Consider the following 23,444-nt stretch of genomic DNA (forward strand, 5'->3'; position numbering starts at 1 on the left):
TAACAGTCTCAAAAAGACCATTCGGTACGAACAATCTACTTGTGTAGCTACGTTTAGGCTACGTCGGCTCACGACCCAAAGCCGACCTTGGTCATCCGGCCTCTCCAAGGGCGGGTTTCTGACTGAAGCGGCCCTTGAGCGAGCAGAGTGACCGAAAGGTACTCGGCCGAAGCGGACGTTGGCACCGCAGTGAAAACAGGTCAGGAGCGCCGCGCTATTCTGCCGCTCAGCCTACTGAACAGCTCGACGACCTGCGCACATGGACGCTCCCCCGCTTCAGGCGTCCGCTACGCCGCAGCAGGCGTCCATGCACGCTTACTGCAATCCGCAAGCGCACGGTAATTGAAGGCCAGGGCTTGTTTTCGCCTTTTGCCCGAAGACCTGATTCTTTCCCGGGGTAACCGAATCTTGTGTTCCCTTATGTATGAAGGATTGCCGCATAGGGGTCGCGGCGTAGGTGAATGTAGCTCTCTTTCTCCGAATCGGGCTGCCGTATCTTATTCAAAATCTTGGCGAATCACGTCAAGAATTGATTTGAGTTCGCAACTGAACGCACCGTGGAACCAATCCGATTTACTACGATCCTCGTCTTCCCATTTTCGTCGAAAGGTACACGATCAACGTATCGGATCGTAGCGTTGACGTTTTCGCCCAGTTGCCCACGCAATCGCGCTTCCAATTTGGCTTTATCGGCTACTGAGCAATCCGCTAAACGTAGGAAAATGTCGCATTCACCAACTCTATCTTGAACAATGCGGAATTGACGCACGAAAGGTTCATTAGTCAGCCAACTGTAGAAAAGCGAAGCCGATATTTTCTCACCGTCTCGACTCACGACATATTCGCTCACGCGCCCCATAATACTGGTAATTGATGTTTTAAGTTCGAGTAGCCTATCGTACCTTCTGCAAGAGACAACATCACCTAATTCCAGCATTAGGATTGGTGCAGCTGCGGCATGGAGAGATGTAATCGCGATCTCCCCTGTGGCGATGCCATGGTCAACGTTAGGGTTGGACAATGTAAAAAACACCGATCGAAAATTTACTTCATAATCGCCATCAGCTTTTTTAAGGGCGATTAGCCCGGTTTCGGTAGACCCATAGATTTCTCTATATAAGCGTGGCTTGAAAACATCGCACAGGAGTCGGCGTGAATCTGGCGTAACAATCTCGGCTCCCGGAAGTATTACCTCCAGCGGATGCACTGATCTACCTGACTCAAGACATCTTTCTGCCAACATTCGCATCATGCTGACGCGACCAAAGAGGACATTCACGCCATGTTCGGATATTCGATCGAGTATCGTGTCTGCATGTTCGACAAAACTCGCGTCGTACCTGCGGAAAATGCCCAATCGCTGCAATTCGTGCTGCCTTTCCCTGATATCCCAAGGGGGAACCAAGGCCATAATCTTGTGCCAAGGCCTGACACCTCCCTTGATGAAAGTGTAGACAGTATTAGCGCCATGGATTCGCTCATATTCAGGATAAGTGCGCAGAACATGCACTGGGGTTCCGGATGACCCACCTGACAGGAGCTTCTTCATGGGTTTGTCCGCGTAGCGCCTATCCATGACGAACGCAGCGCCGTATTCCGACATTACACGGCGGTACTCCCTTGTGGTCGTTCTGGGAAATTTGTGGACGTAGTCAGGTAGATCCTTGAAATCCTTTGGCGACAGTGCGTGATCATCCAGAAGTTTCTTGTAAAACGGAACATTATTGTAAGCGTCCGTCACCCTTTGGATAATTGTTGAGACGACGTCCTTGGTAGTGGCCGGGAGACAGTTCGAAAGCAGTTCAGTGAGCATTGGTCGTCCCTCCATTTGACCGATCACGCTCAACCATCTTCATAAACATCCACAAAAAAGTAAATCTTTCTAAAGTGGGCTTGCCTTGATTGGCGTCGGATAGAGTCAAAATGCCAACTAGCGGAACGGCTTCTAAAGCTTCGCGCTGAACTGAACACAGCCAAGGAGTTCAACTGGCCTTCAAACACCGCCCGAGCAGCGACATGACGCAAAACAGACCTTTGATGCCCACCTTGCCGCAGGACTGTTGACCCGCTAATACCGGCCATTCATGCGGCACTGTCGTCTGTCTGCTAAGGCCGATCAGTGTGAATTTGCCCTACGGCAGGTTTCGGAGTAAATCAGCCGTCTCGATGGCGGCGATCAGACCGGGGCGAATTTCCGCTTCTGGCCGATAGATGCCTGATGATGCATGGTTGGCCAGTTCAACGACAGCCAACGACACCAACCGACTTTTTGCACACAGCAAAAGCAGACCTTCGCTTCAGCCGCCATTTGCAGGTTGGCGTATTAAGAGGCCGGAGGTTACTCCTTCTCCGACTCCATGGTCGCAGATCCCGGGCGGGAAACGAGGGCCGATGCCGCATCGACCAATGCCACGTAGCGATCGCGGTAACGCTGCATAGCCAAAGGTCGCATTTCCCGCAGAGCCTCGGCCTGCTTTGAATAGATCACCACCGCGGCGTCGGCGTGGCCGGCGAGCCAGTTCTTTAAATCGGCGACCTCATCGAATTCCTGCAAAGGCGCACGCAGGCGGCCGGCAAATTGATACTGGGCGTGGTACGTGCCGAGGTGGGCCACCGGGCGGCCGCTTTCCTGTACTTGACGGATGGCGTTCGCCATCGGACGCATGTCGTGCGCCGGGTAAAGCGACGGTGAGACGCCGAGCTGCACAAACCCCGACACCGCCACGCCGAGAAGCGCTAGCCAGGCCACCGGTCTTGCGGAACGCCGTCCCACCGCATAGATCGCCGCGGCGGTCACTGCGAGCACGGCGATCGGCCACAGGGCAAGCGACTCGCCGACATTGCGCAGAACGAGCTCGGGCCGTAGAACCGCGACAGCCGAGGCACCGGTCGCCATCAACACAATGAGCCACGTCGGAAACCAAAGCCCGTTCAGGCGACGTTCATCGTCCAGAGCGCGAGCGGCAAACAGCGCGAAGGCGGGGAAAACGGGAACCAGATAATGCGGCTGCTTGCCACTGATGAACGAAAAAGCAACGAAGACCGGAATCATCCAGGCAAGGCAGAAACGGCAACCGCGCCCAACACCCTCGCGCAGTCGCGTCTTGATGCCGCGCCACAGTCCCGGCCACAGCATCCACGGAAACAGAAGGACGGGTAGCAGCGGCACGTACCACCACAGCGGCCGGCGATGGGCGAAAGACTCGACCATGCGGTTCGCCGTCTGGCCCCAAAAAATCGCGCGCTGGTACTCCTCGCCGCCCGCCATCCCGGCCGGAATGGCCCAAGCCAAGGCGATCGCCGCGCCACCCAAGACGGCGATCAGCACGCCACCGTACCAGCGAGTCCAGCGCAAACCCGGATTCCACCACGGTGCAAGCAGCGCAACGGGTAGCACATGCAGGAGAATGACCGGTCCTTTGGCGAGCGTACCGAGGCCGACCGCCAGCGCTACTAGTACGAACCCGCTTCGCCGTCCCTCGCTGGCCATCGCAATGCCGGTCATTCCGATCAGCGTGAAAAAGGCAAGCAGGATGTCGAACATCGCCGACGTGGAGAAAACGGTCCACAGCAGGCTGCTGCCAAGAATCAGCACCGCCGTGCCCGCGAGCCCAGGACGATCAGGCCACAAGCGTCGAGCCAGGCCAAGCGTAAGCAAAAGGTTGCCGGCTGAAACGAGCGGCGAAACAAGGCGCGGCCACCATTCATTGACGCCGAAAACCGCCCATCCAAGTTGAAACAGCCACATCATCAATGGCGGCTTATGGCTGTAGGCGGCACCGTTCTTGAAAGGCACCAGGAAGTCGCCGCGCAGCCACATTTCCCACGCCACGCTCACGTACCGCGTTTCATCGATTGGCGTCATCGGGCGTGCGACGATCGCCACCCCGGTCAATATCGCCAACATGAGCAACGCGAGTACCAGCGCTTCGCGCTCCGCCGTTGCCATTCCCGAATTCACGCCCCGCATGTTATTCACCGTATTGATTTCGCGGGGCCCATTTGCCCCACTTTATGTCGGGGACAAACCGTCCCCATCCGCGGGCGACATTATTCCAGAAAAGACGGCCGGGCGAGGCATGGGCGTGGCGGAAATGAGCCAGGGCTCGATGTTTCAACAACCGGTTTTCCTGGCCCTCGGCACAGATTCGCGGCCATTCCCCTATAAGAGACGGAGAGCGCCGACCGCCAATCCTCTGCCTGTGTTGCCGTAGGTCGGCGGCGGGGATTGTACCGACAATCGTTCGAACGCACTGGAGACGAACGCTCGCGAAACCGCGCTTCCGGCGGCTTATCTGGGGACGAACTGCGGCGGGTATGAGCTGTATTAGCCGGAAACAGCCCGGTTAACCGCCCATGTATTCACACCCTTTGCGGGCAACACGACGGTACGGCGCGACAGGTCGAGTTCGCAGCGAAAATAGTCGATCGTCCGTTCGAGACCGTCGCGCAGCCGTACGCGCGGTTCCCAGCCAAGCAGCGATCTGGCGCGGGTGATGTCGGGGCGGCGGCGTTTCGGATCGTCCGCCGGCAGCGGCCGCCGTTCCAGTCGTGAGCGGCTGCCGGTCAGGGAGAGGACAAGCTCGGCCAATTCCAGAACCGTGTTCTCGATTGGATTGCCGAGATTCACCGGCACGTCGACGTCAGCGTCCATCAGCCGGAGCAGGCCATCTACCGTGTCGTCGACGTAACAGAAACTGCGCGTCTGCTGGCCGTCGCCGTAGACCGTCAGCGGTTCGCCGCGCAACGCCTGGACAATGAAATTGCTGACGACGCGCCCGTCTCCCGGACGCAGGCGCGGGCCGTAGCAATTGAAGAGTCGCGCGACGCGCATCGAAGAGAATCCTTCGCGCCGATAGGCGTAGAACAGGGCTTCGGCGAAACGCTTGCCCTCGTCGTAACACGAACGCGGTCCGATCGGATTGACGTAGCCCCAATAATCCTCGTGTTGCGGGTGCACCTCGGGATCTCCGTACACCTCGCTCGTTGAAGCTTGCAGCAAGCGCGCCCCATTGCGCCGGGCGAGCTTGATCAGATGCAACGCGCCGAGCGCGCTGGTCAATGCAGTTTGTACCGGGTCTTCCTGATAGAACGCCGGACTTGCCGGGCACGCGAGGTTGAAGATGAGTTGCGCGCCATCCGCGGATTCCGGCACCGGTTCGGTCACGTCATGGGTCCCCAGACTGAAGCCCGGATGGTGCAGCAAATGGTTCACGTGGTCGGCGTGCCCCGTGGAGAAATTGTCGAGCGCGAGCACGTCGTAACCGCGCGCCAGAAGCCGTTCGCAAAGGTGGCTGCCGATGAAGCCGGCACCGCCGGTTACCAGCACGCGTTGGTTTTCGGTACTCATCGGTTCGGCCCTCGTTCAGGTCGTCGGGGTCAGCAGGGAGTAAAGCCATCGGCACTGGCGCGACGCAAAGCGCAAAAAAGACGCTCCAACGCCAACGCATGCGCTCACCGCACAGCGAAGCAACCGGCATGCCCTGGCTCCGACCTCCAGGCCCGCGCTTGGTTCCGGGCAGGCACGCGCGTTGCCCAAGACGGACGAGACGGCACCCGCCACTCACGATCTGCGAAGACCGGTCCCGACCTCGCTTTCAAGTGCCTGCGCGCGTTCTCGTCAGGCCTCATGTTCCGGATTCACCACGATGCGCATCGCTTATGTCACCGAAACCTATCCTCCCGAAATCAACGGTGTGTCGCTTACCGTCGAGCGAGCCGTGCAGTTTTTGCGTGCTCGCGGCCATCAGGTGAACCTCATCCGCCCGTTGCAACCCGGCGAGCTAGCGCGCGACGATGCGAACGAGCTGCGCACCGCCGGCCTACCGCTGCCGATGTACCCGGACTTGCGTTTCGGCCTAGCCTTTTCATGGACGCTGGCGAGGCGTTTCCAGCGCAGCAAGCCAGACCTCGTGCATATCGCTACCGAAGGCCCGCTGGGCCGGGCGGCGATGATGGCCGCGCGTCGTCGGCAGATACCGATGACCACGGACTTCCGTACGAATTTCCATGTCTATAGCGCTTATTACCGGTTGGGATGGCTGCGCCCCGTGATCGCACGATACCTGCGCGAATTCCATAACCGCGGCCGACTGACCTTCGTGCCTTCGCGGACGATCCAAAACCAACTCGCGGCCGAAGGCTTCCGGCGTCTGGAAGTGATCGGACGCGGCGTGGATACGACGCTTTTTTCGCCGACCCGCCGTAGCCGTGTTCTGCGGGCCGAATGGGGGATGAGCGGCGACGATGAACACGCGCTGCTCTACGTTGGCCGTCTGGCTCGCGAAAAGAACGTTGAACTGGCGTTGCGCGCCTTCGAGATGGTGCGCTACTTGCGCCCCCGCACGCGCATGATCGTCGTCGGCGACGGACCGATGCGGCGTGAATTGGAGAAGGAATTCCCGGCAGCGCGTTTCGTCGGTGTCCGCCGCGGCAAAGACCTCGCGGATCACTACGCGAGCGCCGACCTTTTCGTCTTCCCAAGTGAAAGCGAGACGTTCGGCAACGTGACACTGGAGGCACTGGCGTCTGGACTGGGAGTGATCGCCTTCAACTCGGCCGCCGCTGCAGACCTCGTCGTACACGGCGACAACGGTCTCGTGGCGACGCCGGGCAACGAAAGCGCCTTCATCGGTCTCGTTTGCCGCAGCGTCGCTATGGACGCTGACGCGCTGGCCGCCATGCGAGCCCGCGCCCGCGAATCGGCTCTGCACACGACGTGGGACAAGGTGCTCGGGCGCTTCGAAAACCGGCTCGCTCAAACGGCATTCGCCGACGTGCTCGAACCGAGACGCCGTATCGCCGTCGTCTAGCCCGATGCCAGCGGCGCCCTCGCGGCGCGCCAATTGCCCGTTCCTTCCACGAAGCCCTGAGCCCTGAATATCGGCCCGGCGGATTGCTGCTCCCGGCGGCTTGGCTTCGCCGAGGTACTGGGCTAACGACGCCCGATGGTGTACTTGATCGGCGGGCGTCGGCTTTTGGAGCCAGCATTTGGAGAACAGATGAGGTCTACCTTGTCACGCGTCACCTGGATCCAGCGTACCGCCGTGCGCTGTGCCAACGTTGATCGCCGCTGGGCGCATGCCCTACATCGGGTGTCCGCGTGGCCTGCCGTCATGGCGACCCTGCGCGTCGTGAGTTGGCTGGGCGACGGACCAATCTGGTACGCGACCATGGCAGGCCTCCCGATCCTGCTCGGCTGGTCAGGCTGGCCATGCACGCTGCAAATGCTCAGCGTGGGCGGGATCAACCTGCTCATCTATCTCTGCCTCAAACATGGCATCGGTCGCCCTCGCCCCTACGTGAGCTGTCCGGACATCCGAGCCTGCGCGCGGGCGCTTGACCGCTTCAGCTTTCCGAGCGGACACACGCTGCACGCGGTCGCCTACGCCATCATCATTTCACATCACTATCCGTCGTTCGCCCTGCCGTTGTGGGTATTCGCCGCGCTGGTGTCGGCATCGCGCGTCGTTCTTGGCCTGCATTACCCGAGCGACGTGCTTGCGGGAGGCGCGGTCGGGGGCATGATCGCGGAAGTCGTCCTCGCCTGGCCGTAACCTCCGCACCCCCTCCACCCCTACTCCCTGTGGTCCGTTGAGCAACGGTTCCCGGAGCCGTCATCTGCCGGGAATCGCCGCGCCGCCGGCCGGCACTTACGGCAAGAGACGCCGTACCGCCTCATGCGTCGTCAAGGCTTCGCGCTCACGAAACGCGGCAGCCAACAGCCCGCGCCATGACGCGCGAACCGCCGCGTACCGTGCATCGGGCGGATGCAACTCGAACCGCAACAAGGGCGCCGTGCTCAGTGTACGAGCCACCGCAGCATTCCAAATGCGCGAGACACCACGCCGCCATGCGCTGCGCGTGCTGTAGACGATGCTCTGGCTGGTGAGAGACTGCGCCGACGGCAAGGCGATGAGACTGGAAAGTGTGGCGGTATAGGTGAAAGCGCTCGCCAGAAGCGCACGCTGCGTTCCGGCGCTCATCAACCAGGCCGGGGCCACAAAACCATGCAACGGCCAAGCACGGGCGGCAAACCAGCGCCGACCCTCCTCGAGGCGACGCGTCGCCTCATGTTCATCGAGCGCCGCGAATTCGCCTTCGCCGGCGGTATACCAGCGCCGCCTCAAGTAATCCGTCCATCCGGCGAGCGGCGTATCGTCGTGGTGGAACCAGCCATGCAGTGCCACCTCGTGTCCCTGCTCGATCAGTTGCTCGATTCGACGTTCCGACGCTCGATCGAGTGAAACCCCGTGGTACTTCGGCACGACGAGCAAGGTCACGGGCATCGATCCAATCTCGGCCAGCGCGTCGAGCAGTTCAAGGCAGGCCGGCATCGTCGCCGTCGCGACATCGTGAATGACGACGGTCAGCGCGCGGCTCGTCGTACCGTCGCCTGTCATACCGGGTACGGTCATGCCGCCGCGCGTGATTTCGTCGCGGGATGAGCCATCGGCACAGAGCCGCGCCCCGTTGCACGACCAGCGTTCTCGATGAGCCGCGCGTAACGGGTCGTCAATTCCGGAAGCACGCGTCGCCAATCGAGCGCTTCTGCGCGACGCCGACCGGCGCGCACCCTCTTTTCGCGTTCTCCGTCGAATAGGGAAGCGATGGCCTCGGCCCAGGCTTCGGGCTTTCCCGACGAGACGGCAATGCCCGCTTCGCTGCCAACAAGCTCGCCGAGCCCGGCGCGGGCGCAAACGGCGACCGGCGTCCCCGATGCCATCGCTTCGAGCGCGGACAGGCCGAAGGTTTCTTGATCTCCGGCGTGCACGAAACCATCTACGCTGGCATAGGCCCGCGCCAATTCGCTGGCATGCGCTTCGTACGGAATGATACGCACTCGCGACCCGGCCGGAGGACGAGGTCCGCCCCCGATGGCGAGGAGTACATAGGGCGGTCCGAGGCGCTCGATCGCGGCAACGAGCAACGCGAGATTCTTCTCGGCCGCAAAACGTCCGGCATAGAGCAGCACGCGAGCATTGCGCGGCAAATGCAGCGCTTCCCGCCACGCCGGATCGCGCCGGCAGGGATGAAACACCCGACTGTCCACACCCAGGTTTTGTCGCTCAACGTGCTCGATGCCGAGCGCCTTCAGCTGCCCGGTCATCCAGTCGCTTGGCGCGAGCACGAGATCGAAGCGGGCATAAACGCGCTTCAGATACGCTTCGGCCGCCCGCCGAGCCAACCCGGAAAGCGGCCCTCCCCGGCGGCGTCCGCTCGCGGCTCCGGCCAGGCACTCGGCCATGGCGGCGATATGGCTATGTGCAAAGGCTACGCTCGGCACGCCGAGTCGTTGCGCCGCATCGAGCGCCGACCACGCGAGGCGGTACGGATCGCCGGCTTCGATGAGGTCGGGTTGCAGGTTAGTGAGTTGCGCAGCGGCCTGCTCGCGCCGAAATGGCAAGCAATAGCCCCCGGAAAACGGCAAAGGCAAGCCGCCGCAGTCGATCATCCCCGGCCCGTTGGCGCCCGGGGCGACGATGGTATGGCGCCAACCCGGCTGGGCGGCGAGCCAATCGCGTTTGCGCATCAAGTAGCGGCGGACGCCTCCGGAGGCAGCGCTCCAGAACATCGTCACGTCGACGAGATGGTGCGGTATGGCCCTGTTCGCGATGTTTGGCAAAACCACGCCGCCGGACGCCGCCTCATGCCATTCGGGTTTTCCCGACGTCATTTCGACGCCGCGTGAATTCTCCAGTTCTCTCATGCGACGCGGCCGGCAAACGGCATGCCGGGCCCACGGAAAGGATACGCCACGCCTCATGTACATCCGCACACGGGCACGTCATTGGGCACGATATCTGCCGATTGACGGACGAGGCGGACAAGACATCGGCAGCCGCCCCTCGTATCTCACGGGCCACCGGCCGACAGCGCGAAGCGTTGCCAGCTGGGAGGAACCCCAATCCGGTTATTTCCAAATTCATACCGAAAGGATCGTGCATGGACAACGACGAAGTGGTTTCCACACTCAATAATCTCATCGAGACGTGCAAGGACGGCGAGTACGGTTTTCGCTCGTGCGCCGAGAACGTCGACTCGGACGACCTCGCCGTGTTTTTCAATCAACGCGCCGAGCAATGCCGGCAAGCGGCCGCGGAACTACAACAGCAGGTCGCCGCTTATGGCGGAAAGCCCGACACATCCGGCAGCGTAAGTGGGGCCATGCATCGCGGCTGGGTGGCGGTACGCAGCACATTGTCGACTTATGACGATCTCGCCGTACTCAAGGAATGCGAGCGTGGCGAGGATGTCGCTGTAATGAGCTACCGCAAGGCACTCGAGAAGCCGCTTCCTGAGCCGGTACGCACCATTGTGCAAAGGCAATACGAAGGTTGCCAACGTAACTACGAGCAGGTTTGCGCATTGCGCGATCGCCAGCAGACAACGACCTCGACCGGTATGTAGGCCGTTTCGCCACACCTCAACCTTCGTCTCTACATGACCCGACAGCGCACTGCGCTACCAATTGACATTCACACATGAATCTCTCACATCAAAAGGACACAGCATGCATACATTCGACCTCAAACCACGCCACACCCTGATCGCCCTCGCCATCGCCGGAGCACTGACGGCATGCGGCCGCAACGATCCGCCGCCGGCCACGAGCACGACGCCGCCAAGTTCCTCCACGACGCCAAGTACGACCACCACACCCTCAACGACCACTCCCGCCACACCGTCGACGGCCGCGCCAAGCGGTGGTAGCAGCACCGGATCAGGCACCAGCTCGGGTGATGCGGCCAGCGGCGCCGGCGGCACCGGTGGTTCGGGCACCGGTACGAGCTCCGGCAGCGGTTCGTCGAGCGGCGCCGATACCGGCTCTGGCGCCACCAGCGGAGCATCCGGCGGAACCACTGGCGGAACCACTGGCGGTACGACAGGAAGCTCAGGCACGTCGGGCGCTACCGGCGGTGCGACGGGAACCGGATCGGGAACGGGCAGCGGCGGCAGTAGCCAGCTTGAAAACCCGAGCGAGCGATTTGCTCGCCTGTCGCCCGATGATCTTCGCCAAGCGTATGGCATTCAGCTGACCCGCGTGCAGAATGACCAAACGCGCAGCGGCAACGCCGCGGCCGGAACATCGGTCGATGGGGGCAAAGCGACCACTGACAAGGCCAGCGGCAAAATGGGCGATGGCAAAGACGACGGCAAGCTCGCCCGGGCCGACAAAGGATTCGTCAAAGACGCTGCCGTCTCCGGCCTTTACGAGGTCGAGGCCGCAAAAGTGGGCACCGAGCGCGCCAAGGACCCGGCGGTGAAAGCATTTGCCGAAATGCTGGTCAAGGACCACACCGCGGCCAACGACGAGCTGAACAAGCTTGCCGCTGCGCGCAACGTCGAGGTGCCGGGCGAGTTGCCCGCCATGAAACGGCGAGCCGTCGAAAAACTGCGCAAGGCGAAAGACGAGGATTTCGATCGTGACTTCGTGCGTAAGGTCGGCCTCGACGATCACAAGGACGATATCAAGAGCTTCGAGAAAGCCTCGAAAAAAGTGAAGGACCCCGAACTGCGTGCCTTTGCCGAGAAAACGTTGCCGACCCTCAAGCAGCACCTCGCTGAAGCCCAGAAGCTTCCGGAAGCGGCCAAGCAATCCCGCAAAGGCGGTTCGGACGCCGCTGGAGCAATGAGTGGCAGTGGCACGGGTAACGCCGCAGGCAGTGCAATGGGCGGTACCGCCGGGAGTGCCGCCGGCACGGCGGGTGGCGGCACCAAGTAGTCGCCTGCTCTGCGTGCGCTGCGTGCGGTGAGTTGGAGGAGCGTACAGTAATGACGGACTTCTGCGCAGACGCGCCCGGCATGTCCGCGTTGCCTGCCGGTTCCTCAAGAACTCCCCGCCCCTCCAACGAATCGGCGCTCTCTGTATCGGGAGCGCCGTTTTCTTCCGCCCCCGAGAAAGCATTCGACGAACTGCCTGCGGGTCTCGTTTATGTGAACGACGCCCTGCTTCCCGGAATCCGGCGCGAGGGGACGAAGGAAGCCTTCATCTATCGCGGGCCGGATGGCCGGCGCATTCGGAACCCGACGGAACTGCAGCGAATTCGCCGTCTCGCGATACCGCCTGCCTATACCGATGTGTGGATCTGCCCCTGGCCGAACGGCCATCTGCAGGCCACGGGGCGCGACGCCCGCGGCCGCAAGCAGTATCGCTACCATCCCGATTGGAATGAGCAACGCGGCACCGACAAGTTCACGCGGCTGCAGGCCTTCGGCCGCGCCTTGCCGCGTATCCGCCGTCGCGTGGCTCGCGATCTTGCGGCAGATAACAGCCGCGGCGCTCCCACGTATCGTGTCGTAATGGCGACGCTGGTTCGCTTGCTCGACACAACCTTCGTGCGCATCGGCAATGAGTCCTACGCGCGCGAAAACAATTCGTTCGGACTGACGACGCTGCGCGATCGGCACGCCGAGGTGCGCCCCGGCGGCTTGCGGCTTTCCTTTCGCGGCAAGCACGGCGTACGGCAGGAAGTCGAACTCGACGACCCGCGCATTGCCCGCATCGTGCGGCGCTGCAAGCAATTGCCCGGGCAGGAGCTATTTCAGTACCAGGAAAGCGGCGAGGTGCGCCGAGTCGGCTCCGGCGACGTCAATGACTACTTGGCCGAAGCCGCCGGCGAACGCTTCACGGCCAAGGACTTCCGCACCTGGCATGCCACGGTGCAAGCGCTCGAACTGACCCGGCTCGCCTGCATGGCCGAGGGAGACACGAAACGCGCTTTCAATGCCAAGGAGATCCTGACGGCGGTGGCGAGCCGCCTCGGCAACACCGTCGCCGTTTGCCGCAAATCCTACGTCCATCCGGGCGTTCTCGTTTTCGGCCAACAGCTGGCGAAGGACCCATCCGCAATGGCGGCCATCGAGGAGCCGTTACGTACGAACGGGGACAAACACTCCAAGCGTTCAGGCGACCGGGCGTTCGACGGCCTACAGCCCGCAGAAAAGCGGCTCATGCGCTTTCTGGCGCGGCTTGAGGAAACGTTGCCGGCGGCGGACAAAGTCCAGGTAGCACGGCCCGCTCGCCGCAACGCCCGGGCAAAGAAGTCAGAGAAAACGAAAACGACGAAATGAATCCTTAATGAATCCCTATCGTCCTGCCCGCACTCTATACATAGAGTCGCAATCAGGGAGGAATTGGTGCTGGCTACCGTGAACGCGGCGTGCCTCTGGAAGATCGGATCATCGGGGTGAATAGCCGAAGGTCAACCGCGGCACAGTTCCCGCCGGAAGACGGACGTTCGTTGCTGAACCGACACGGGGCCACATTTCATCGACCACGTCGACGACCTCGTTCACGCTGATCGCGGCCGCGCAGCCCCAGACCTCCGGACAAAGCGCCAACTGGCAGGGGCGGCAAGGCATCGGCGCCCACAGTACACGATGCCGAGTGGCATCAAGGGGGGCCCAGCGCGCCACGTCACCGCCGCAACTGACGATCACGCTATGCGTGCCGAGCGCGGAAGCGATGTGCGACACACCCGTGTCGTTGCATACGATGCCGGCGGCCCCTTCGATCAGGGCGCCCAACGTCCATAAGTCTGTGCGGCCGGCCAACGATACCGCCGGATGGTGCATCACCGCGGCCACTGTGGCGATCAGCGGCTGCTCCGACGCGCTGCCCGTCATTACGATGACATACCCGCGCTCGGCCAGGGCGTCGGCGACGGCCGCAAAGCGGTGCGGCATCCAGCGCCGGGAGGCGAGTTGCGCCCCGGGATGGACGCAAATGTAGGGCCGGCTGCCGCGCGCACCGGGCCACAGTTGAGCGAGTGCGTCGCGGTCGGCGTCATTGACCGGGAACTCCAGCCCGCGCCCCGTCTCAGGCATACCGAGCGCCCGAGGCAGCGCCAGCAGCCGGTCGATCTCGTGGCCGGTTTCCGCCCAGCGGATGAAAAAACCATCATCTGCATCGGGCGCCCACGCGGACGTGCCGCGGAATCCCGCCATGCGCCGCGCGCCGAAGGCCGCGACCAGCGGATTGGTGATCGTCCCCGCGCCGTGCAGTTGGATCGCCAAATCGAAACGTCTGGCCTGTATCCCGGCGAGAAAGGACGGCACAGCGGAGACGTCGCAGACGCTTTCGGGCAATCCCGGGTATCCGGGAAACTCGATGAATTCGTCGACGCACGACAACCGCGACGCCAGTTCGCGCGCCCACGGCAAGCCAACGAGCGCGATGCTCGCCTCGGGCAACCCGACCCGCAAGGCACGCAGTGCCGGTACAGCACAGAGAAGATCGCCGAGCACGAGGGCACGGAAGACCGCCACCGAGCGTATGCGTTCGGGCCTGGTTGGCAATGGGCCAAGCTCCCCGCCGCGCTCATTGTGACGGATCGACAGCGGCCTCGACACAAGGCGCCCTTCGCGGCCGGGGGACACTTTGGCGAAATCCGGCCGCTTGGCCTTGGGCTCGCGCCGAGGCGTTTCGATCGCGGTACTCACGGCGTCTTCCGCAACATGAAGGAGCCGATCACCAGCGCATCGAGCGGCGTACTGGCAAAAGCCTCGATCGCGTCCCTCGGCGTGCATACGATCGGCTGGCCGCGCACGTTGAACGAGGTATTGATCAGCACCGGCACCCCGGTGATGTCGCCGAAGGCACGCAGCAGCGCGTGAAAGCGCGGATTGCTCTCCTCGTGCACCGTCTGCACGCGGGCCGTGTGGTCGGTGTGGCATGCCGAAGGAATACGCTTGCCCTGCCCCGGCAAGGCGTCGTAAATGAAGAGCATGAACGGCGAATCGCCGCCGTTGGCCGCTGCCGGGGTAAACCATTGCGCGAGATCCTCGCGCGGGATCGCCGGCGCTACGGGGCGAAAGTCTTCGCGATCCTTCAACTCGTTCATGCGCGCCTGCATCTCGGGATCGATCGGCGACGCGAGAATCGAACGCGCGCCCAGCGCACGCGGCCCGTACTCCATGCGGCCCTGGAACCAGCCAATGATGGCGTTTTCGGCCAACAGGCGCGCCGTCTCTCCGCCGACGTCGTCGAGCCGTCGATAAGGGAGCTTTGCCCAGCGCAGTTGCGACTCGATTTCCTCGTCAGAAAACGACGGTCCGAGATACGCGTGGTTCATGCGCCAAAGCCGGGGCGCCAGCGGCGCATCGGCGGTGTTCATTTGCCCGGCGGAGATCGGGAACTCGCGGCCGGCGCGCTCACGTGCGTCCACCCACAGCGCGGCGCCGAGCGCCGTACCCGCATCGCCTGCGGCGGGTTGCACCCAGACATTGTCGAAAATGCGGGCATCGCGCAGGCGGGCATTCATCACGCAGTTCAACGCCACGCCGCCAGCCATCGCCAGATTCGGCTCGCCGCTCTTCTCGCGCAGCCAGCGTGCCAGCCTGAGCACCGTGTCTTCGAGCACCGACTGCAGCGACGCGGCGATGTCGAAATGGCGTTGCTCGAGGCGCTGTCCCGGCGTTCGTGCCGGGCCGAACACGACTTCCATGTCGAGCGGAGCGACGGTGAATTGACCATCGCGGCCGACGCGCACAACATCCGACAACGGCTGCCGGTATCGGGGCTCGCCGAGAGCCGCGAGGGCCATGACTTTGTATTCGTCGCTCGATTGAAGAAAACCCAAGTGCTCGGTGATACGCTCGTAAAGAATGCCCAGCGAATTCGGAACGGTCACTTCACCGAACGGCTCATAGGTACTGTCGCGGTAGGCGCCGTACGTCGTCGTGGCACGCTCACCGCGCCCGTCGAGGGTAAGGACCGCACAGCGCTCGAACGGCGCGGCGAGGAAGGCGCTTGCTTGGTGGCAGGTGTGGTGGTTCACGAAATGCCATTTGAAACCCGGCGCGTTGCCCTTATCCGTCTTGCGACGGCTGGCGACGAAACGTCGCCGCAAGTGATGCGGCACGCCGTCGATCAATTGGCGCGGCGCGTTTCGGACATAGGCAGTGAACAATGCATCCCACGGATTGCTCCAGTCCTCGCTCGGCCCTGCGGCAGGTTTGAGCGGCAACGAGATGGTCTGCGCATCGGCGGGCGGCGCGCCCGGGAAGCACGCCGGATCAAAGCTGTAGGCGACGTGATCGACGCCGGAAAGCGAGATGCCGGCTTCGCGCAAGCAGTAGTCGATGGCGTTGTAGGGAAGCTCCCAGGCTGAGAACGGCACCGGCCGTTTCGCGTGTTTGATGCGGGAAAAGCGCTCTTCTTCGACGGCCGCCAACGTCACGCCTTCTGCGGCGATAGCCGCGGCGCTGTCGTGGAAAGCGGCATTAATTCCGAGTGTGATCATCGGCGCTCCGTCAGTCCAATAGTTTTACGGGATGAACAACGGCCGTTCGCCCGCGTCGTCCACTGTCTCGGCTTCCTCTATTTTCTCGGCCAAGCCGATTCTCGACCGGCAAACGCAGCTCCGGCGACCGTTCAAGGGCGACGTTCGCCGCTGGCATGACAAGAGGCGCCAGTCCCATAAGGTCGAGCGCAGCCCCCGCGACATCGTGCGGCTCGACGCCCAGCAGGCATTGATGGTGTCCCTCCGGACAAACGCTCTTCAGGCAGTTGCGGCAGGGAACGTCGCGGAACAGAACCCGCGACGGCACGCCCCACGGAGTGTGCTGCGGGTTGGTCAAGGCGTAGACGTCCACGACGGGCGTATTCACTGCCGCCGCGATATGTGCGGGTCCGGAGTTGTTGGCGATCAGGACCTTTGCCCCTGCGATCAGCGCCGCCAGCTCGCCGAGCGAAAGATCGCCCGCGAAGGCAAGGGATGGAACCGTCATGACGGCTTGTGCTTCTTCGATCAGCGTACGTTCGCTGGCGGCTCCCGTAAACACGACTTGCGCTCCGCTCTCTTCTGCGACCGCTTGTGCGGCAACGCCGAAACGTGCCGCCGGATAGCGGCGCGACGGCGCGCTCGCGCCCGGATGCACCACGACATAAGGCTGCCGGGGATCGAGCCCCGCCAACAACGTGCGTTCCTGCAGGCGCACCGCGTCATCCATCGGTACTTGGAAGCGCAGGCGATCAGTGGGCGCGCGCCAGCCCACATGCTCGACCAGCGCGAGTTGGCGTAGCACCTCGTGGCGCATGCCGTCAGCAACGACTTCCTGGTCGGCAACCCAGTCGGTGAGCAAGGCGTAGGGATTCTCGCGGCAATAGGCAAGCCGGAGCGGAATACCGGCGAGCATGCAGAGCATTGCCGCCGGCAAGGCGCTTTGCGTGCACACGGTGAAAATGACCGCCGCATCGAATCGGCAGGCCGCGAGGCGACGCACCATGCGCTGCGTCCCGCGCCCATCGAACCCGCCGTTGGCGGCGCCGGCTTTGATCCATGGCGCCTGGAAGATGAGCGCTTCGTCGATTTCTGGAATATGGCGCGCGGCCATTGCGCCTGCCGCCGAGGTAAGCAACGTGATCCGGGCGCCGGGCAAACTCTGCCGGATGGCAGACAGCGCTGGTGTCGTCATCAACACATCGCCGAGATTGTCGAGCCGCACGGCCAATACGTTGCGCACGTCGCGCCACCGCCGGGCCGTATCCTCACTGGCGGTCATCGGTACGCGGGCGTTCATGCCGGCTCCGCGGGAAAGACCGGCGCGCCATGAATCGCACCGTCGGTCGCCGCTTCGGCAACGATCACCTTCGCGGCTTCGAACAAGCTGGCGCAACGGTAATGCGGCATGCGCAGCGGCGAGATCCGCCAAATGGTTTCGTTGCCGACATCGAGCAAAATCGTCCGGCAGCCCGCTCGGCGTCCCGCCTCGATGTCGTCCAGAATGTCGCCAATCATCCAGGACCGCGACAAATCGTAACGATGCGCCATCGCCGCCTGGCGCAGAAGTCCTGGTGCCGGCTTGCGGCAGAGGCAGGGAGCCAGCCCGCTCGGATCCGGCGCGTGCGGACAGACGTAAACACCGGCCAGCGCAACGCCAGATTCCGCTTCCAGCTTATCCGTGAGCGCTTTCTGGAGCACGGCGAATTGTGCCCGCGTAAAGCGGCCGGTCGTCAACCCTGGTTGATTGGTCACCAGAACGATGGGAAAGCCGGCCTCGGCGAGCATTCTCACGCCTTCAACGGCGCCCGACGTGAAGCGCAGATGTGCCGGATCGACGTTGTACGGAACGTCCTCGATCAGCGAGCCGTCCTTATCGAGAAAAACCGCCGGGGTGAGCTTGTTTTCAACGAGGACAGGCGGGAAAGCGGTTAGCGCGTGGTTACCGGTAACGCCGGATTGCATGAATGTGAAAGGTCCGCTCACAGGACCCCGCTTTCCGGCCGCAAAACGCCGCCATCCGGAAAACCTTCGCGGGCAGAACGAACCACTCTGTCGTTCCGTCCGTAGATTTTTCCTGATGCAACGGCTCCCCGTCGATTATTCGGTGAAAACGTCGGCAACGGCCGGAATGCCAGGCGCCCGGACCGGAGCCCTCGGTTCTTCTGCATGGGTGACGATCCCCTATCGTTTCGTTTGCGAATGCTTTTCGCTCTCGGTCTCGGAGAGCGGGTGTTCGGACCGGTGATAGGCAAACGTCGTGCCGACCGCTGACGGAGTCTGGCCGGCTTGCTTGCTACGTGCGGGAAACGGCGCCTGAAGCGGCAAACGAAGGGAGCGAAGCAAAAGGAGAACGAACAAAAGGTGCTAGGTGCCGAGTTTGGATGCGGAGGGCGTCGGCCCTCTCGCGCTCTCTCTCGTCATGCCACCTGAATCGGAGCGTCGCTTGCGCCCGCTCCAACAAACCAAAGGCTACAGAGCTATTGCCAATACGGCCTGGCGTGGTAATGCGTGTGAATTCTCTCGTGCCACTGCCGATCAGGACTCTCCGGCCAGTGTTCCTTGTCGAAGACCGGGGCATTTTCGAAGATCGACTTGTCGGCATCGAGCATGAAGCACTTGCGCTCGACATCGAGCTTCAAGGCGTTCCACGGAAGTGCGAAAAAGCGTTCGGCAACCCCCATGAACCCGCCCGAGGCCATCACGGCGTACGCTACCCGGCCGTGTTCCATGTCGACCAGTACGTCGTTGATCGTTCCCAAAGGTTCCGCCCGACCGTTGAGCACGCGGTTTTCGGTCACCGTGCTAACGCTCAGCAGGTCGTGGCTCGACGATGGCGGGGCGATCCCCTCGCTTGCGCGTGGCGCGGAAAAAGCATTTTTCGTCATGGCGATACCCGAAAAAAGACCTAACCTTCTGTGACGCCCCATTACATCAGCTCCTCAACTTTCTCCTCGATAACTTATCCGCCGTGACGGAACACCACGGCCTACGGCTCGTCCCTCGCCTAGCCCGCATCAAGCGCCACCGGCTGACGCTATGCTCTCGGGTTGGCACGGTGATGTCGTACGATACATAATCGCCATGCCTCAAAAGCGCCGCTCCGCCAAAAGGCGCTCTGGTAATTCCCTGCTGCTCCACGAAGCACCAACTGATGGATGACAAGGGAGCCGGCCTCCGGTCATCCGATCAGTAACTTCCTTGTTGGTATCCTCAGATGGATCTAGCGTAAAGATGACCATGGTGATACGGACACATATCAGCGTCGGCCGCATGGCGCACGCAACCCATACGACGACCTTTCGCCGCGCGGGAAGAACTCTAGTCGCCGATCACTGTCAAGCACCGACCACGCCGGTGCCCGAGGCTCGTAGCAATTGGCGTGCCCGTGAGCCGATTTTCGCTGTTCCGGGAACCGCCCTTGCCCTGATTACGCGACCATGAAAGACGAGGAAAAAAGCCTGTCACTGCCCCGACTGCCTACTTGGCCGACAGCCTCGTTACGCACGTACCTGGTCATTGTCATTCTTCTCGCGACCGTCCCCATCGCGACACTGATGTCGTACCAGATCTTCAAGCAGGTAGAAAACCAGCGCGAGAATCTCAATGCGGACATCGAACGGCGCACGACCGTTCTTGCGCAGGCCGTCAACCGCGAACTCCTGTCGTCAATCGACGCGCTGAACATCCTTTCGTTTGCCGGCGAACTACAGCAAGGTGACGTCGCGCGCTTCGAGCAGGCATTGCTCAACCGACCCCTCCTGCGGGAAAGCTGGAGCGGCGTCTATCTTGCCAGCCTTGATGGCATCGTGCTTTTCAACACGGCGCATCGCGGCCAGCCGACGACGCAAAGATACAACGACGTCAACGCATTCCTGAGCAGCATTCGTGACCGGCCAGCCGTCGTATCAAACCTGCTCTCCGACCGCGACGAAGGACGCTTCACGACGACGATCGAAGTTCCTGTCGTCGTCGACGGAGCCATCCGCTACATTCTCGGCGTCAGCATTCCCGCCTCCATCTGGCAGCGCCTGACCATGGAGTCCGGTATCCAGACCTCCGCGGTCATGGTCATCGTCGACCGCAATTCCCGGATGATCGCGCGTAGCCGCCTTGCCGAGCGCTTCACCGGCGTCGAGGTGCTTGAACACAACCGGCAAGTAATGGCCGAGCGCCCGGCGGGAACCGCTCGCCTCGAATCACTGGAGGGCGGAACCCTGTATGCGTCGTGGGAAACCGTGCCCCTCTCCGGGTGGGTCGTCTCGGTCGGCGTGCCCGCCGGCCCCGTCGACTATGCACATGCCGAAGCGATCGCCATGGCCTTGGCAACGGCGTTCGGCTGCCTGCTCCTTGGCGTCTTCCTGGCCCTGATCGTGGCGCGACGGATGACGCGGCCTTTGCATCGCCTCGCCAGCAACGATCTTTCGATGCCGTCCGAGCGCATTGCCGTGCGCGAGATTTCCATGCTCCGCGATTCGCTGGTGGCCGCCCATACGCATGACGAGATCACCCGCGAACTGATCCGCAAGAAACGCGACCAGCTCGAAAAGAAGGCGGACGAATTCGAGACCCTGCTCGCCAGCAGCCCGATCGGCCTCGCCTTCGCGCAAGACCGGCTATGCCGTACGGTGACGCACAACGCGGCGATGGACGCGCTCTTCGGCGGCGCCTCGGGCCGTATCGGCGAAGTGAGGGTACTGCACGAAGGTCACCCGATGCCGCGCGAGCAACAGCCGTTGCAACGCGCGGCGGCCTATGGGGAAACGACGACCGGCATGGAACTCGAGGTCCGTGTTGAAGGTCGTCCCCCGGCCTTCGTCATCGTCCACGCCGTGCCACTGCGTGATGAGGACGGGCAACCGCGCGGGGCCATCGGCGCCGTCGTCGACATCACCGAACGCAAGGCCGCGGAAGAGAGGCTCATTTCCGCCGAACAACGGCTGCGCGAGAGCCAGCACTTGGTCGACCTCGCGCAGGAAACCGGCCATGTTGGTTTCTTCCACTACCAGCTGGCCGACCGAATCCTCGCCTGGACGCCCGGGCAAGCGAAGTTGTTCGGCATCGGTCCGGGCGAACCGGCGAGCCAGTTGTCGGTATGGACGCGGCGCATCGATCGCGAGGACTGGTGCCGCGTCCTGCGAGGTTTGTTGACGGCATTCAAGAGGCGCCATGAAACGGCAACGCTAGACTATTGCGTTCAGTTGCCCGATGGCGGTCCGGCCCGGTGGCTGTCGTCCCGGGTCCGCTTCGTCTTCGGCGCCGACGGAGAGCCTCAGCACATCATCGGCGTGACGGTCGACATGACCGAGCAGAAGAACACCGAGCGCGAACGCGACGCGTTGATCGTCCGCGAACAGGCCGCACGTATCGAGGCCGAAGCGGCCAACCGATCCAAGGACGAGTTCCTGGCCATGCTCGGCCACGAATTGCGCAACCCGCTTTCCGCGATCGCTTCCGGCGTCGAAGTGCTCAATCGCGTCGACGGCGGAACCGAAGTCGCAAAGAACGCGCTGCGCATCATCGGCCGACAAACGCGCCATCTGTCGCACATGATGGACGATCTGCTCGACGTGGCGCGCGTGATGACCGGCCGCGTCGACCTGCCGCGCCATCCGCTCGACCTGGGCGCGCTGGTCGAGCGCGTGATCGCCACGTTGCGCATCACCGGCGAGTTTCACGAGCATGAACTGGTACCGAACATCCACGAAGTGTGGATCAAGGCCAATGCCACGCGCATCGAACAGGTGGTGAGCAACCTGTTGGTCAACGCCATCAAGTACACGCCGCCGGGCGGCCGCATCGAGGTCTGCGTGGAGCAGGAAGATGGGCAGGCCCTGCTCGAAGTCAAAGACAACGGCGTCGGCATTTCACCGGAGTTGCTGCCGCGCGTTTTCGACCTCTTTGTACAGGGTGAGCGCACACTCGATCGCCGCGCAGGAGGACTCGGCGTAGGGTTGACGCTGGTTCGACGCCTCATTGAGCTGCATGAAGGAACGATCATCGCCTCGAACGCCAACCCGGGCACCATCATGACGGCCCGGCTGCCGGTCATCGAGCCGCCGCAACAGGACCGGATCGAAGCCCAACCCGCGCAGGCGCGCGGACGTACGATTGCCATCGTCGAGGACAATCAGGATGTGATCGAAGGGTTGTCCACGGTGCTCAAGCTCGAAGGCCACTCCGTGTGGACGGCGACCGACGGCAATGCCGGACTGGCGCTGATCCTCGACAAGCGACCCGATGTGTCCATCGTCGACATCGGCCTGCCCGGATTGACCGGCTATGAGGTCGCGCAACGCAGCCGCGCGGGCGGTTATCCGGGAAAAATGATCGCGCTTTCGGGCTACGGACAGGAAAGTGATCGCAACAAGGCGCTCGCTTCAGGTTTCGACGTGCATTTCCTAAAGCCGGTCACGTCGGGCGAACTCCTCAGCGCCGTGGCACGCGATTGAGGCGACTCCGTGAATTGCCAGTACGCTGGCTCGCCACGGTCCGCCTACGCTGTGCGGGCTACGTGCCGTCGCCAGTACGTCGTACACCTTTGCCGCCCTCGATGACGGGATTCTCTTCCGCCGCCTCGAGGTCATCTGAGCTGGAGGACGAAGTGCCGCGGCGGCCTTCGGCGTAACCTTCAGCCCCAATCTCATCGTCCACGTCACCGGATTCGTCGGCATTGAGGTCGATATCGACGTCGCCGGCGGATTCCGCGTCATCGGCCGTCGTGCTGTCGAGCGTATCGAGCGCCTCCAGGTCATCCTCGGCGTCGATCACCTTGTCGGGAGATATGTCGGGCGCATCAGTGGGGGCCGCATCGCCGGCGGCTGTCGACCGTTCCCCGGTGCCCCCGGCGTCCGAGTCGGCACCTACGCCGAAGTCCTCGAACGACGGATCGGTCCGTTCGGCATCCGGGTCCATCGCCACGTCGGTCGGCACGGCCGGATCACGCCCTTGATCGTTTTCGATGCCCGCAACGTCGCTGCCGCTGTCCGACGTGTCGCTCGGCCCGAGCGCACGGTTGTCGTGGCCCGGCGGGGGCGTCGCCGGCGTTTCACCCCCCAGAATGCTACTTGCCATAACAGGTTCCTCGCAAAAGCGGAATGCTCGGTGGCTCCGCCGTTAAAACGGGCAAGCCCTATGCCTCGGTGCCAGATGTGAATAGACGCCCCCGTGCCTAGGGATGAGCACGCCGAACAGGTACTTCGGCAATTGATCCCTTGC

Annotated in this window: 17 protein-coding genes; 6 read left to right on the forward strand and 11 right to left on the reverse strand. The window is 62.7% G+C overall.

Annotated features, from left to right (window positions below):
* Positions 1-517 precede the first annotated feature (517 nt).
* From NZ453_RS05935 to NZ453_RS05945, 3 genes are all read right to left on the reverse strand, one after another.
* Positions 518-1,813 (reverse strand): phenylacetate--CoA ligase family protein, encoded by a 1,296-nt coding sequence (locus NZ453_RS05935; protein ID WP_263769527.1) that lies wholly within the window; start codon positions 1,811-1,813, stop codon positions 518-520.
* A 525-nt stretch (positions 1,814-2,338) separates the two neighbouring features.
* Positions 2,339-3,970 (reverse strand): ArnT family glycosyltransferase, encoded by a 1,632-nt coding sequence (locus NZ453_RS05940; RefSeq protein ID WP_263769528.1) that lies wholly within the window; start codon positions 3,968-3,970, stop codon positions 2,339-2,341.
* Positions 3,971-4,327: 357 nt separating this feature from the next.
* On the reverse strand, positions 4,328-5,350 hold the full coding sequence (locus NZ453_RS05945) for a UDP-glucuronic acid decarboxylase family protein (protein WP_263769530.1): 1,023 nt from the start codon (positions 5,348-5,350) through the stop codon (positions 4,328-4,330).
* A 298-nt stretch (positions 5,351-5,648) separates the two neighbouring features.
* Here NZ453_RS05945 and NZ453_RS05950 point away from each other — a divergent pair, with 298 nt between their 5' ends.
* Both NZ453_RS05950 and NZ453_RS05955 read left to right on the forward strand, forming a co-directional pair.
* Positions 5,649-6,812 (forward strand): glycosyltransferase family 4 protein, encoded by a 1,164-nt coding sequence (locus NZ453_RS05950; RefSeq protein ID WP_263769531.1) that lies wholly within the window; start codon positions 5,649-5,651, stop codon positions 6,810-6,812.
* A gap of 189 nt (positions 6,813-7,001) precedes the next feature.
* Positions 7,002-7,556: a phosphatase PAP2 family protein gene (locus NZ453_RS05955; protein WP_263769532.1), complete on the forward strand. Its 555-nt coding sequence runs from the start codon at positions 7,002-7,004 to the stop codon at positions 7,554-7,556.
* Between the two features lie 96 nt (positions 7,557-7,652).
* Here the strand turns inward: NZ453_RS05955 and NZ453_RS05960 are convergent, their stop codons facing one another.
* Positions 7,653-8,417 carry a DUF2334 domain-containing protein gene (locus tag NZ453_RS05960; protein WP_263769533.1) on the reverse strand — a complete coding sequence of 255 codons (765 nt, stop codon included), beginning with the start codon at positions 8,415-8,417 and terminating at the stop codon, positions 7,653-7,655.
* On the reverse strand, positions 8,414-9,709 hold the full coding sequence (locus NZ453_RS05965) for a glycosyltransferase (protein ID WP_263769534.1): 1,296 nt from the start codon (positions 9,707-9,709) through the stop codon (positions 8,414-8,416). The genes NZ453_RS05960 and NZ453_RS05965 overlap by 4 nt, the downstream gene beginning before the upstream one ends.
* Positions 9,710-9,945: 236 nt before the next feature.
* Between NZ453_RS05965 and NZ453_RS05970 the strand changes: the two genes are divergently transcribed.
* The 3 genes from NZ453_RS05970 (at position 9,946) to NZ453_RS05980 (ending at position 13,074) form a co-directional block, all read left to right on the forward strand.
* Complete coding sequence (locus NZ453_RS05970; RefSeq protein ID WP_263769535.1) at positions 9,946-10,410, forward strand: ferritin-like domain-containing protein; 465 nt, start codon at positions 9,946-9,948, stop codon at positions 10,408-10,410.
* Positions 10,411-10,513: 103 nt separating this feature from the next.
* The gene (locus tag NZ453_RS05975; RefSeq protein ID WP_263769536.1) at positions 10,514-11,725 is read left to right on the forward strand and encodes a DUF4142 domain-containing protein; all 1,212 of its coding nucleotides are present in this window, start codon (positions 10,514-10,516) and stop codon (positions 11,723-11,725) included.
* 50 nt (positions 11,726-11,775) lie between these two features.
* Positions 11,776-13,074, forward strand: a complete 1,299-nt coding sequence (locus NZ453_RS05980) for a DNA topoisomerase IB (RefSeq protein ID WP_263769537.1) — start codon at positions 11,776-11,778, stop codon at positions 13,072-13,074.
* Between the two features lie 108 nt (positions 13,075-13,182).
* On the opposite strand, the gene NZ453_RS05985 is transcribed toward NZ453_RS05980, so the two are convergent.
* The 5 genes from NZ453_RS05985 to NZ453_RS06005 form a co-directional block, all read right to left on the reverse strand.
* Positions 13,183-14,445 carry a glycosyltransferase family 9 protein gene (locus tag NZ453_RS05985; RefSeq protein ID WP_263769538.1) on the reverse strand — a complete coding sequence of 421 codons (1,263 nt, stop codon included), beginning with the start codon at positions 14,443-14,445 and terminating at the stop codon, positions 13,183-13,185.
* Complete coding sequence (locus NZ453_RS05990; protein ID WP_263769540.1) at positions 14,442-16,247, reverse strand: carbamoyltransferase family protein; 1,806 nt, start codon at positions 16,245-16,247, stop codon at positions 14,442-14,444. Before NZ453_RS05990 ends, NZ453_RS05985 begins: the two co-directional genes overlap by 4 nt.
* Positions 16,248-16,257: 10 nt before the next feature.
* Positions 16,258-17,526 (reverse strand): lipopolysaccharide heptosyltransferase II, encoded by a 1,269-nt coding sequence (gene waaF, locus NZ453_RS05995; protein ID WP_263769541.1) that lies wholly within the window; start codon positions 17,524-17,526, stop codon positions 16,258-16,260.
* On the reverse strand, positions 17,523-18,212 hold the full coding sequence (locus tag NZ453_RS06000) for a D-glycero-alpha-D-manno-heptose-1,7-bisphosphate 7-phosphatase (protein ID WP_263769542.1): 690 nt from the start codon (positions 18,210-18,212) through the stop codon (positions 17,523-17,525). Before NZ453_RS06000 ends, waaF begins: the two co-directional genes overlap by 4 nt.
* A gap of 494 nt (positions 18,213-18,706) precedes the next feature.
* Entirely contained in the window at positions 18,707-19,114 is a 408-nt protein-coding gene (locus NZ453_RS06005) for a PRC-barrel domain-containing protein (protein WP_263769543.1), read from the reverse strand.
* Between the two features lie 552 nt (positions 19,115-19,666).
* Here NZ453_RS06005 and NZ453_RS06010 point away from each other — a divergent pair.
* On the forward strand, positions 19,667-22,678 hold the full coding sequence (locus tag NZ453_RS06010; RefSeq protein WP_263769544.1) for a hybrid sensor histidine kinase/response regulator: 3,012 nt from the start codon (positions 19,667-19,669) through the stop codon (positions 22,676-22,678).
* Positions 22,679-22,736: 58 nt separating this feature from the next.
* Here NZ453_RS06010 and NZ453_RS06015 read toward each other — a convergent pair whose 3' ends face one another.
* Positions 22,737-23,300 carry a hypothetical protein gene (locus tag NZ453_RS06015; RefSeq protein ID WP_263769545.1) on the reverse strand — a complete coding sequence of 188 codons (564 nt, stop codon included), beginning with the start codon at positions 23,298-23,300 and terminating at the stop codon, positions 22,737-22,739.
* Positions 23,301-23,444 lie beyond the last annotated feature (144 nt).

The organism is Propionivibrio soli, assembly GCF_025770765.1.
In the GTDB taxonomy this organism is placed as follows: domain Bacteria; phylum Pseudomonadota; class Gammaproteobacteria; order Burkholderiales; family Rhodocyclaceae; genus Propionivibrio; species Propionivibrio soli.